This window comes from Bariatricus sp. TF06-38A (assembly GCF_027690675.1).
Classification (GTDB): Bacteria; Bacillota; Clostridia; order Lachnospirales; family Lachnospiraceae; genus Allocoprococcus; species Allocoprococcus comes.
In genome coordinates this window covers 183,833-196,013 of the sequence record NZ_JAQFCE010000003.1, presented here as the reverse complement: position 1 = coordinate 196,013, position 12,181 = coordinate 183,833, and the positions used below count along the sequence as shown (strand labels likewise).

Sequence of the window (12,181 nt, the reverse complement as noted above, 5' to 3'; positions counted from 1 at the left end):
GAAAGAAAAGTTAACTTCTTTTAAACTTTCCTGCAAAAGCTATTTCTTTGTGATAAAGCCTTTTGCAGTCAGTGTCTCAGCACAGAGAACAGCTCCTCCTGCCGCACCGCGGACTGTATTGTGGGAAAGTCCGATAAATTTATAATCGTAAAGGGAATCTTCTCTGAGTCGTCCGATAGAAATTCCCATTCCGTTCTCATAATCTACATCCAGTTTCACCTGCGGACGGTTGTCTTCTGTCATATAGCGGATGAACTGCTTCGGTGCACTCGGAAGCTCTGCTTCCTGCGGGAAGCCTTTGAAACTTTCCAGTTTTTCGATCAGCTGCTCTTTGGTTGGTTTCTTTTCAAAATTGATAAATACGGCAGCGGTATGTCCGTTAAGAACCGGTACACGTACACACTGGCATGTGATCTTCGGAGAATCTGCTTTTACGATCTGTCCATTTTCAACTCTGCCGAGAACACGAAGCGGTTCCTGCTCGCTCTTTTCTTCTTCTCCACCAATGAATGGAATGATATTTTCTACCATTTCCGGCCAGTCTTTAAAGGTCTTTCCTGCACCTGAAATTGCCTGGTAGGTTGTAACAACCAGTTCTTTTGGCCCGAATTCTTTCCATGCTGCAAGGCAAGGCGCATAGCTCTGGATCGAACAGTTTGGTTTTACTGCGATAAATCCTCTTGTAGTTCCAAGACGCTTTTTCTGGTCTTCGATGACTGCAAAATGTTCCGGGTTTACTTCCGGGATTACCATCGGTACATCCGGTGTCCATCTGTGGGCACTGTTATTAGATACAACCGGTGTCTCTGTCTTTGCGTATGCTTCCTCGATCGCACGAATCTCATCTTTTGACATATCAACTGCACTGAATACAAAGTCAACTGTCTTTGCAACTTCTTCTACTTCGTTGACATTATGTACAACGATCTTCTTGACTGCTTCCGGCATCGGAGTGTCCATTTTCCAGCGGTCTCCGACTGCTTCTTCATATGTCTTCCCTGCGGAACGCGGGCTTGCAGCCAGTGTTACTACCTCAAACCACGGATGATTTTCCAGCAGAGAGATAAATCTCTGTCCTACCATTCCTGTTGCACCAAGAATACCTACTCTTAATTTCTGATCCATTTTTATGTCCTCATTTCCTGTTTTGTCTTTTTGATGCGCACATTTGTACGCGTGATTTGTATATCATAGCGCATTTTCCGACATTTTTCAACCCTGACAATTGAAAAACTATGTCTACTTATTAACGTTCATGTTACTGTTCCCAGTACCTGTGACCAGCAATGCTCATTTTCCTTATAACGATTAGCACTCTTCCAGATACTCTTCGTGAAGCGCGATCACCTTTTTCATAGCTTCCGGTCCAGGTGCACCGATCGTATTTCTCTTATTGACACAGGTCTCCATGCTGATTGCATCATAAATATCTTCTTCAAATACCGGAGAGATCTCCTTATATTCTTCCAGTGACATATCATCTAACGCAATCTTCTTATCGATGCAATAAAGTACCAGCTTTCCTACGATTCCATGTGCATCACGGAACGGTACCCCGTGATTTACCAGATAGTCAGCTGCATCTGTTGCATTGGTAAATCCGTGTCTGCAGCTTTCCAGCATACGTTCTTTGTTGAACTTCATGGTTGCGAGCATTCCGGTAAATAAAGCCAGGCATCCTTTCACGGTATCGATGGCATCAAATACCAGCTCTTTGTCCTCCTGCATATCTTTATTGTAAGCAAGCGGAATTCCTTTCATTGTAGTCAGGATCGAAGTCAGTGCACCGTATACACGTCCTGTCTTTCCACGAACAAGTTCCGCAATATCCGGATTCTTCTTCTGTGGCATGATACTGCTTCCGGTGCTGTAGCTGTCATCGATATCGACAAACTGGTATTCATTGGAATTCCAGATGATCACTTCTTCTGAGAAGCGGCTTAAATGCATCATAATCGTAGATAGAGCACTCATCAGCTCGATCAGATAATCACGGTCCGATACCGAATCCATACTGTTCAGTGTCGGTCCGTCAAATCCGAGAAGCTCTGCGGTGTATGCTCTGTCCAGATCATAAGTAGTTCCTGCAAGTGCTCCGGATCCAAGCGGACAGGTATTCATTCTTTTGTAAATATCTTTCAGACGCATATGGTCTCTTTTGAACATTTCAAAATAAGCACCCATATGGTGTGCCAGTGTGATCGGCTGCGCTTTCTGCAGATGAGTAAATCCAGGCATGATCGTCTCGGTGTTGTCCTTCATGATCGCAAGAAGTTCGCGGAGCATATCCACAACCAGTCCCTGCAGTGCGGTGATCTCACTTCTTGTATAAAGCTTCATATCCAGTGCAACCTGGTCATTACGGCTTCTTCCGGTATGCAGCTTCTTTCCTGCATCCCCGATCCGGTCGATCAGATTTGCCTCTACAAAACTGTGGATATCTTCGTATTCCTCTGTAATCTCAAGCTTTCCGTTCTCTACATCCCTGTGGATGCTTTCCAGTCCGTCCAGAATCTGCTGCTTCTCATCGTCTGTCAAGATTCCCTGCTTTGCAAGCATCATAACATGCGCCTTGCTGCCCTGGATATCCTGCTCATAAAATCGTTTATCAAATGAAATGGACGCATTGAAATTATAAACCAGTTTGTCGGTTTCTTTCGTAAAACGTCCTCCCCATAACTGTGCCATAGCTTTCCCTCTTTTCTTCAACGTAATTCTGTGCTTTAGTGTACCATAGAATGTCGGATTCTGTAAAGTTCCCCTCTTAACTTTTCACAGAACTTTCCTCTTCCTCCCGAAGTTTCTTTTCCCGTTCTCTCTGATTTTTGGAATAAATACAGCCACAATAGTCCTGGCGGTAAAGTCCGTAGATCTTTGACAGCTCGGTTGAACGCTTATATCCATTTCTCTTTTTAAAATCCGAAACCAGATAAGCCACTCCATATTCCCCGGCAAGCCGCTCACCAATCTCATTCAGCTTCTGTGCATTTTTCAGCGGACTGATGGAAAGGGTTGTGGTGAAATAATCATATCTGCCTTCTTTTGCAAATCTCGCAGCTTCCCGGAGTCTGAGCTCATAACACCTGAAGCACCGCTCTCCACCTTCCGGAATCATCTCCAGTCCCTTCGCCATCTCGTAAAATTTTTCACTGTCATAATTTCCCGCCTGAAAATGGATCGTATGTTTCGCCGGAAGCTCACGGATCAGCTTCTCCTGTTCGTGGATCCGTTTTTCAAATTCGGATTCCGGAAAAATATTCGGATTGTAATAAAAAACCGTAATCTCAAAATATTCCGACAGATATTCCAGCACATAACTGCTGCATGGTGCACAACAGCTGTGAAGGAACAGACGTGGAACCTTCTTTTCCGATACGATCTGTTCTATCTTTTTATCCAGTTCTTTCTGGTAATTCTTTTTCTGCATCTGTTCATCTCTCCTCATATTGCAGATTTGTTTCTTATTATAGTGCAGCTGTTCTCTTCGCACAATATCTTTTCTGCTCTGTTTTTCTTTTTCCGCTCCATTCCAGCCAGATGCACACACGCTTTTTCTTATTTCTCATAAACTGTAAGTAAAAGACTTATGATCGTTTCTGTATCTGGAGGATTATCATGCAATATGCACTGGAACTGAAAAACGTTCATTATGCTTACCATACACTGGAAGGAGAAACCTACGCCCTGAAAGACATCACCTTTTCGGTCCGCGAAGGGGAATTTATTGCTCTGGTCGGTCCCTCCGGGTGCGGAAAATCTACACTGCTCCACCTGATTGCGGGTCTTCTCACCCCGGAAAAAGGTCTCATCAAAATAAACGGCAGCTATCATCCGGACAATACTTCCGGCATCGGATATATGCTGCAAAAGGATGAACTTCTTGAGTGGCGTACCATCTATCAGAACGTTCTTCTCGGTCTCGAGATCCAGCATGCACTGACTGCCCGTTCCCGCGCACTGGCAAGAGCCCTTCTTACACAATACGGCCTGAATGCCTTTGCAAATGCAAAACCATCCGAACTTTCCGGAGGAATGCGCCAGAGAGCCGCGCTGATCCGCACGCTGGTCCTGAAGCCGGATATCATGCTTTTGGATGAACCCTTTTCTGCCTTGGATTATCAGACCCGGTTAAATGTCAGTGATGATATCGGGCAGATTATCAAAAAAGAGAAAAAAACAGCGATCCTTGTCACCCATGACCTTGCCGAAGCGGTCAGTCTTGCTGACCGGATCCTTGTTCTCACAAGCCGTCCGGCAACCATTGGGCAGACGGTCAATGTTTCCTTTTCTGATCCGGGACTTTCCCCGCTTGCCCGCCGCAATGCCCCGGAATTTAAGACTTATTTCAATCTGATCTGGAAGGAGCTGAACCCGGATGAATGAACTTTCAAAAAACCAGCTGCATTACCTGAATATGCACCGCAGACATAAACGGATCATTGTTGTTTCCAGAGTCTCCATCTTGCTGACATTCCTCTTTCTCTGGGAATTTTCGGCAAATACAGGACTGATCGACTCTTTCATTTTCAGCAGTCCTTCCCGGATTGCCCTGTGTTTTCTGGAAATGACCGGTGACGGCAGTATTTTCCGTCATATCGGAGTGACTCTTTACGAAACCCTGGTCAGTTTTATCCTGGTGATCTTCTTCAGCCTTTTTGTCACCGTTCTTCTCTGGCTCTTCCGGAAGCTTTCGGAAATCCTGGAGCCTTATCTGGTGGTGCTGAACAGCCTGCCAAAATCTGCGCTTGCTCCGCTTCTCATTGTCTGGCTCGGCGCAAACCGCACAACAATTATCATTGCCGGAATGTCTGTTGCAATCTTCGGGAGCATACTGAACCTCTATTCCGAATTTTCCGAAGTAGACCCAGATAAAATCATGCTCATCTACACTCTTCACGGAAACCGGCTCCATGCCCTCTCCAAGGTAGTGATCCCAAGCTGCATTCCGGCGATCATCAGCACCATGAAGGTCAATATCGGGCTCTGTCTGGTGGGCGTGATCATCGGAGAATTTATCGGCGGCAGGGAAGGACTTGGCTATATGATCATCTACGGCAGTCAGGTCTTCAAGCTCGACTGGCTGCTGATGAGCATCTGCATCCTCTGCGTGATCGCCATGCTGCTCTATGCTCTGATCGGACTGATCGAGAAGTGGTATCTTTGCCGGTGTAAGATTTCCTGATATTTATCAGAAACTTCACAGAGAAAGTCTCTTCTTTCTCCCTCGCTTTTTCAAAAAGGAACCATACTTTTCAGATCATTTCTGGTATGCTCCCCGTCAAGAGGACAATAAAAAATAATAAATTTTTGTATCGTCAGCCATGCTATGGCTGGCGATATTTTATGCTGCTTTTGTAGATTGCTCATGATATTTCATTGGTCCATTGTCAATACAGTGGGCAACTCTAGGCATACTCTGCTTCATATGATGTTTTTTTAATCTAGTATAAAACTGTGCGCTTGTATATTGAAAGCCTCGATTAGAATGAACTAATGGGTGTGCATCTACCTCCTGACGAACAGCCTCATCAAACGTGTCCATAACTAATGGATTATCATTATGATCGCTGATTTTAAAGGAAACAATCCTTTTATCATATAAATCTAAAATAGCACTCAGATAAACTTTATGAACTTCTATTCCGTTGTAGTATTTAAATTCAGAAACATCTGTAAGCCACTTTTCATTCGGTTTTTCGGCGTGAAATTCACGGTGTAAATAGTTTTTTGCTATGTGATCAGGATTTCTGTCTCCTCTGGTACAACTCTTAGGTTTCCATTTAATATTTGATTTTATATCGTATTTCCTACAAATACGAAGCACTCGTTTATCATTCACATGAATTCCTTTATGTCCATCTAATTCATCACGAATCCTTCGATATCCCATATCTGGATGCTGGTTATGAATCCTTTGGATTTCAGTGGATAGTCTTTCGTTTCGAAGTTCATTATTACTTTTCGGATATTTTACCCAGCGGTAATACGCAGAACGTGTAACATTAAGATATTTACAAAGTCTATCTATGGGATAATGCTTAGATATTTGAGTGCCATTGCACCATAATTCTTATCATTTGCAAGACAATCTGTTACTATTTTTAATCTCTCATCAAGTGTAGTGTTCTTTGCTTTTTCATGTAAGCACCTCCAGTGGAGGTTTTTAATATTCCACCAGAATTATACACCTTAATCCAATCGGAAAGCTGTCTGTGTGAACGAATTCCGTCTTTTGTGCAAATATCCTGAAGAGATCCTTCTCCGTTAAGATAATCATTTATAGCAGATATTTTTAAATCTTTTGAATAAGATCTGTTTTTCGGTTGATTGAGTAATCCAGTTGATCCATCATACTGATAAATAGAAATCCAATTTCGAATACTATGATGATCAACTCCCAATTCTTTTCCTGCTTTCCGTATGCCAATTTCTCCTGCAAGGTAGCGTTCGACTATTTTTACTTTTTCTACTGGTTCTATCTTACTCTTTCTGAACATGAAAATACCCCCATATAGGACTTTTATATTTCATTGTCCTATATGAGGGTAGCATATCATTTTCTGCCTATACCGCCCCAAACTGCAGATACCACACTGCCATCTTATCTCCCAGAAAAATTGCAGTTGCAAGTCCAAACGCAAACTGATCTGTTTTATTCAGCCTCTTTCGTACCAGCATCAGTGTCACATAAGCACCTCCTGTTATAATCCCAATACACATTGCACATATCATTGACGCGCCACCAATAAGCAATCCGCTTACCGACATCAGCTTGATATCTCCGCCTCCGAAAGCCCCTGGAATTGCAAGTGCCAGCACCAGCATCGGCACTGATATGATTCCCATACCGGTCAGTCTTGTAGCAATTCCCATCTCCGGATAAAGCATAAAGTCCAAAACCGCAAGTATCAAGATCATAATATGAAATCGATCATAAATCATCTGTATATGCCAGTCAACCAAGGCAATCACAAACAGTATTCCCAAATATATAAAAAAAACTGCGCCTCTTAGAGAAATCACACCCATTTTCCCGCAACCATATACAATCGCACAACCGGTCATGGATACTCCACCTGTTAATTCCACTAAGAAATATCTTGCAATCCTCTTGCTCTTTGCACATATTGCGCTTTTCCCGTATGTTAATTTATCAATGACAATATGTAAGAAGCTGAAGATGCCAGCTCCGAAAAAGAACCTTATTATCCATAATATGATTTCTAAAACCACAAACATCCTCTCATAATTAAATGATTTGTTATAAATTATATCAGTTCTTTCGCAAAAAAGATACTGTTTTTAATGCTTTATTTAATTTTTCTGTCACAAAATTGATCATGACAATATTTTGAAACCTGACGGAGACCTTTTAATAACAGGAAATGCAATTTCCTGTTATAGAAAAAACGGAAACAAAAAATGGATCAATCTCTTTTGTGAGAATTTGATCCATTTTTACCGCATCTAAATCAGTTGTCCCAGCACCGGAAGCCTTTTCAGATAAATTCTTCCGGAAAATGCAATATGCGGCAGTTCATAAAACATACAATGCTTCGGACAGATTGGCTGATACAATGGATCCGCTACAATGATTTCTGCATCTTTCAATGCTTCTTCCATCTCTTCTTCCCCACAGATCCATCTGTCCTGTCTGCAAAGCAGACCTTCTGTTTTTTCCAGCGGGCAGAGAACTTCCACCGGACAGCCATATTTCTGTTCGATCCCTGCTGCCAGAGATTCCATGGTCACCGGTTCTCCGATCAGAGTCACTTTCTTTTGTCTGCCTGCCGCTTCAGGCTTCTTTATTTCTTCTCCCGATGCCGGATTTCTGTTTCCCTTCTGCTCCATGATTTCTTCAATTTCACCCTGCATCCGATCCTTTCGATATGGTATCTGCTCTTTTTCTTCCAGTGCTTTCGCAATCCGCTCTGTATAAGAACCAATCGGCGTTCCAACCACATACGGGGTTCCGAACTTTTCTTCCAGTACTTTCGCCGCACGAAGCCCGACCGAAGATACCACCAGATTCACCTCTGCTTCTCCTGCCTGCAAAAATGCATCCAGTTCATCTCCCATTGCCCAGATAGACAGCACCTTCCATCCACAGGCTTTCAGGTTCTCTTTCAGCACCTCTACATGAGATACCGGTCCAAAGTCCAGTGGTGTCACACCAAGCAGATTGACGGTGCGTGCCTGAATCCGTCCTGTCTTTTCCCCGGTAAATCTTTTCGCGATCTCCTCTAATGCAATTCCTGCCCCATACACATAATCATGCATTCCGTTTGTCGGTACTGCAAATGCAGGAATCCCGGTTTCTTCTTCCAGTACCTGTGCCAGTGCCGGAAAATCGGTTCCATTCATATACGGAATTGGGGATCCTGCAAGGGCAATAAATTTCGGATGCAGCTCCCTTGCTGCCTCTTTGATATCATCCAGAAATTTTTCATCATTTCCCATGATCGCATCAATTTCTGTCAGACCGGAAATATAGATCAGACTGTCCTGATCGTACCAGCGGATCTCATCGTGAGTGTTGTAGGTCGAATTGCATCCGGACGGGTCGTGCATGACTGTCATGCCGCCAAGCTCATAAAGTGCAGAACACACACCGGATACATCCGCTGTATAAATTGGTATGATTCGATAAGATTGTCTCATATACAGCTTTCACACCCCCATCCTTTTCGCACAACCAGATCTTCCGTGTCTTTTTCTTCGGTAAATGCTTCGGCCATAAGCTCTGCCGTCCTGCGGATCCCGTCAAATCCGTAAAGACCGCCGCCCTGTACCATATTGACAAAATACGGACTTCCTGTAAACCACGCCGCCTTCTGTCCGATCGCCAGTATTTTTTCATCCGATGTTCTCGGAAGCACACGCATTTTCACCTGGATCGTTGCAATCAACTGCAGATCCGGTGCATGCTCCTTCAGCCACTCAAATTCTGCTTTTTCTTCCGGACTGATGGAATCCAGATAGATCCGTATTACCCGGAAACCATGAGTAAGCAGAAGCTTTGCAAGTCCCAGTGGACGTGGATGGTACAGATAATCAATGGCAACCGCAGTGTCTCCGATCACCTCATGCGCCTTTTCCAGTGCCTTTTCACAGGCAGCAATTTCCTCTTCTACTGAAATCGTTTCCTCCAGCTTTCCATAGCCCATTGCCTGGCAGAAATTTTCCAGCTGTGCTGTGATCTCTTCATAATCAAAACTGCCCGGCAGATACAGGTATGGCCGTTTCAGACGCTCTGAAAGCGCTTCCGCACCATACTTAGATGGTGGATAAGAAGATACAAAAAGTTTTCCTTCGGAAAGTGCCAGATAGTCTTCCCAGCTTTTACATCCCGGCAGTTCCCGGAAGATTCCCTGATGTGCCCGGACGATTCGTTTCAGATCTGCATTTTTTTCCAGTGCGAAATCACTGCCGAGAAAACTCACGGCTTTTTCATCTGCTTTTCGCTTTGGAAGTGGTTCATAAATCGCTTTTCTCAGCTTCTGATCCGGTGTCGGTCCATGCTTCTGCATGATCGGATCCATATAACAGCGGATAAATGTAATCTTTGGGAACCTCTCTTCCAGTTCCTGATACACCCGTTCCAGATCGCATCCCAGAAAATGATGCAGACAGACGGTAAATAAAAGAACTGCTTTCGGTTTTTCTTCCAACTTATTCAGCACATCCGTCACGCCTTCGATGGTGATGTCCTCCAGATTTCCATTTAACAGATTCTCTTCTTTTACGATCACAAAGGAAAACCGGTCAGCCGCATTCATTTCCGCCGCTGTCAGCACCACACCTCGCATGCAGTTATCTGCACAGACATAGATCTGTCTTGCCTCCGGCATCAGCATTCCGGTATGTACGATGTTCCAGTTGCCGTGAACCGGCGAGTTAAATTCAAGCCCCGGTGCAAATGGAACCGGAAATGTGGCATCCTTGATGGCTACTGCCGCGCCTTTTTCATCCACCGGATGTCCTACCCGTTTTAACATGGTCTCTCCTCTCCGCACACTGCAAGGATCTGATCTGCCAGCTTCCGGTATTCCTCTGCCATCTGAGAATCCGGTGCGTATTCCAGCAGAACCTTACCGGCTTCTTCTGCTTCCATCACAAGTTCGCTCCGGTCAAGCTGTCCAATGATCTGCGTGTGAAAATCCCCTGCAAGCTCCCGCACCTTTTCTTCCTCTCTCGGAACCTCTCTTTTATTTAAAATAATACCGCCAAGGGAAGCATATCCCCGGTTCCTGAAATTCTCTACTGCCATTGCAATATTGGCCCCGGCATGGATCGCCATATTTTCACCGGATGTGATGATGAATACCTGATCCGCATAGCCTTTTCGCATGGGCATGGAAAAGCCACCGCAGACTACATCACCAAGTACATCATATAACACGATATCCGGCTGGTAGGTCTCATAAGCACCGGTTTCTTCCAACTTCTCAAGGGCGGTGATAATTCCGCGTCCTGCACATCCAAGTCCCGGTGTCGGTCCACCTGCTTCTACACAGACCACACCTGCATAGCCAACCGTAACCATATCTTCCAGTTTTAGATTCTGTTTCTTCTGTTGGAACATTTCCAGTACGGTTGGAATCTCCTTTCCGTGTCGGAGCTGGATGGTCGAATCCGCCTTCGGATCACAGCCGATCTGCATGACCTTGTATCCTTTTTCGGCAAGTGCCACCGCAAGATTGGATACAGTTGTGGATTTTCCGATCCCGCCTTTTCCGTACACTGCTATCTTTTTCATTCCGCTTTTTCCTCCGCTTTCGTAATGACGTTCGAGTACGCCGTTTTTGTGGATACCCCATTCAGACGCCCGATCTTCCCTGACAAAGCACTGATCATATCTTGCGGTGCATCAATGGCGATGCTGATGATATTAATTCCCTTCTCCCGGTACGGAATTCCCATTCTTCCAATGATATACTCTCCTGCTTCATGCAGGTAATGGTTCAGTTCCTCAATCGCGGCAGGATTCTCCACAATAATTGAAATGACTGCTACTCTGGTGTCCATGAAAAGTCTCCTTTCTTTTTGAAATGTCACCGATTCCGCATTTCAGATTGTTTAGCAGATACGTGGCAGCAATTCTCCGCCCGGCTGTGGAAGAAGTGCCTGCGTTCCGATTTCTGTAGTCATGACTACTTTCCCCGGCTGCTCTGCAGTTACTTCTCCGATAATTGCCGCATTCTGTGAATACGGACATTTGTGCAGTACTTCTACAATCTTTTCTGCCTCTGCTTTTGGTGCCATAATGACCATTCTTCCTTCACATGCAAGGTAAAGTGGCTCCAGTCCAAGCATTCCGCAGACTCCCTTCACTTCCGGTGCAACCGGAACTTTTTCAGCATTCAGACGGATTCCAACATTACTTTGTCCCGCAATCTCATAAAGTACTGTTCCAACTCCACCTCTTGTCGCATCACGGATGACATGCAGATCATGTGTTGCATTTATCACTTCTTCCACAGTATGCCATAGTGGTGCACAGTCACTGGTCACATCCGCTTCGATTCCGAAGTCTTCTCTTGCAAGAAGGATCGTACAACCATGGCGTCCCACATCTCCGGTCACAATGATCGCGTCTCCCGGCTGTGCCAGTTCTCCTCCGACTTTTACGCCGTCCTCGATCTGTCCCATTCCAGTTGTTGTGATAAATACACCGTCTACCTGTCCTTTTCCTGCTACCTTGGTATCTCCGGATACAATACGGACACCGGCTTCTTTTGCCGTTTTCTCCATTGCTGCTGCAATCTCTTCCAGTTTTTCCATCGGAAATCCTTCTTCAATTACAAATGCACAAGTCAGATAAAGTGGTTTTGCTCCCATACATGCAAGGTCATTAACTGTTCCGCAGATGGAAAGCTTTCCGATATTTCCTCCTGGGAAGAATGCCGGAGATACAATAAATCCATCCGTAGATACTGCCATCTTTCCGACTGGTGGTGTAAGAACTGCCGCATCATCCGCAGTCAGATCCGGATTGGCAAAATGTGCTGCAAATACTTTATCGATCAGCTCTGAAGTCTGCTTTCCGCCGGCTCCGTGTGCCATAGTTACTGTCTGGTTGTCCATTTTATTTTCCATTTTTAACTTCCTTCTCTCCTAATCGTTTCCGTATATATGATACCGGATTGTTCCGGTGTTCCATTCCTTCGTTTCCCTGATA

General features: G+C 44.6%; 13 protein-coding genes. 2 read left to right on the top strand and 11 right to left on the bottom strand.

Going from position 1 to position 12,181, the window contains the following annotated elements; translation table 11 throughout:
* Positions 1-39: 39 nt before the first annotated feature.
* The 3 genes from asd to PG418_RS04790 form a co-directional block, all read right to left on the bottom strand.
* Complete coding sequence (gene asd, locus PG418_RS04800; RefSeq protein ID WP_008372310.1) at positions 40-1,125, bottom strand: aspartate-semialdehyde dehydrogenase; 1,086 nt, start codon at positions 1,123-1,125, stop codon at positions 40-42.
* Positions 1,126-1,308: 183 nt separating this feature from the next.
* On the bottom strand, positions 1,309-2,688 hold the full coding sequence (gene argH, locus PG418_RS04795; protein WP_498837142.1) for an argininosuccinate lyase: 1,380 nt from the start codon (positions 2,686-2,688) through the stop codon (positions 1,309-1,311).
* Positions 2,689-2,764: 76 nt separating this feature from the next.
* A complete protein-coding gene (locus PG418_RS04790) occupies positions 2,765-3,427 on the bottom strand; it encodes an epoxyqueuosine reductase QueH (protein WP_055248342.1) in 663 nt (220 codons plus the stop codon).
* A gap of 188 nt (positions 3,428-3,615) precedes the next feature.
* On the opposite strand from PG418_RS04790, the gene PG418_RS04785 reads away from it, so the two are divergent.
* Both PG418_RS04785 and PG418_RS04780 read left to right on the top strand, forming a co-directional pair.
* Positions 3,616-4,383 (top strand): ABC transporter ATP-binding protein, encoded by a 768-nt coding sequence (locus tag PG418_RS04785; protein ID WP_055156588.1) that lies wholly within the window; start codon positions 3,616-3,618, stop codon positions 4,381-4,383.
* On the top strand, positions 4,376-5,182 hold the full coding sequence (locus PG418_RS04780; protein WP_055156586.1) for an ABC transporter permease: 807 nt from the start codon (positions 4,376-4,378) through the stop codon (positions 5,180-5,182). The genes PG418_RS04785 and PG418_RS04780 overlap by 8 nt, the downstream gene beginning before the upstream one ends.
* Positions 5,183-5,341: 159 nt before the next feature.
* Here PG418_RS04780 and PG418_RS04775 read toward each other — a convergent pair whose 3' ends face one another.
* From PG418_RS04775 to hypE, 8 genes are all read right to left on the bottom strand, one after another.
* Positions 5,342-6,046, bottom strand: coding sequence for an IS3 family transposase (locus tag PG418_RS04775; RefSeq protein WP_156337652.1), 705 nt, complete (start codon positions 6,044-6,046; stop codon positions 5,342-5,344).
* A gap of 55 nt (positions 6,047-6,101) precedes the next feature.
* The gene (locus tag PG418_RS04770; protein ID WP_082424107.1) at positions 6,102-6,497 is read right to left on the bottom strand and encodes a helix-turn-helix domain-containing protein; all 396 of its coding nucleotides are present in this window, start codon (positions 6,495-6,497) and stop codon (positions 6,102-6,104) included.
* A 67-nt stretch (positions 6,498-6,564) separates the two neighbouring features.
* Complete coding sequence (locus tag PG418_RS04765; RefSeq protein WP_498837141.1) at positions 6,565-7,089, bottom strand: prepilin peptidase; 525 nt, start codon at positions 7,087-7,089, stop codon at positions 6,565-6,567.
* Positions 7,090-7,467: 378 nt separating this feature from the next.
* Entirely contained in the window at positions 7,468-8,661 is a 1,194-nt protein-coding gene (locus PG418_RS04760) for a nitrogenase component 1 (protein ID WP_055260498.1), read from the bottom strand.
* Complete coding sequence (locus PG418_RS04755) at positions 8,658-9,998, bottom strand: nitrogenase component 1 (protein ID WP_498837140.1); 1,341 nt, start codon at positions 9,996-9,998, stop codon at positions 8,658-8,660. The genes PG418_RS04760 and PG418_RS04755 overlap by 4 nt, the downstream gene beginning before the upstream one ends.
* Positions 9,992-10,759, bottom strand: coding sequence for a nucleotide-binding protein (locus tag PG418_RS04750; protein WP_008372336.1), 768 nt, complete (start codon positions 10,757-10,759; stop codon positions 9,992-9,994). The genes PG418_RS04755 and PG418_RS04750 overlap by 7 nt, the downstream gene beginning before the upstream one ends.
* The gene (locus PG418_RS04745) at positions 10,756-11,028 is read right to left on the bottom strand and encodes a TM1266 family iron-only hydrogenase system putative regulator (RefSeq protein ID WP_008372338.1); all 273 of its coding nucleotides are present in this window, start codon (positions 11,026-11,028) and stop codon (positions 10,756-10,758) included. The genes PG418_RS04750 and PG418_RS04745 overlap by 4 nt, the downstream gene beginning before the upstream one ends.
* Before the next feature lie 51 nt (positions 11,029-11,079).
* Positions 11,080-12,099: a hydrogenase expression/formation protein HypE gene (gene hypE, locus PG418_RS04740; protein WP_008372341.1), complete on the bottom strand. Its 1,020-nt coding sequence runs from the start codon at positions 12,097-12,099 to the stop codon at positions 11,080-11,082.
* Between the last annotated feature and the right edge of the window lie 82 nt (positions 12,100-12,181).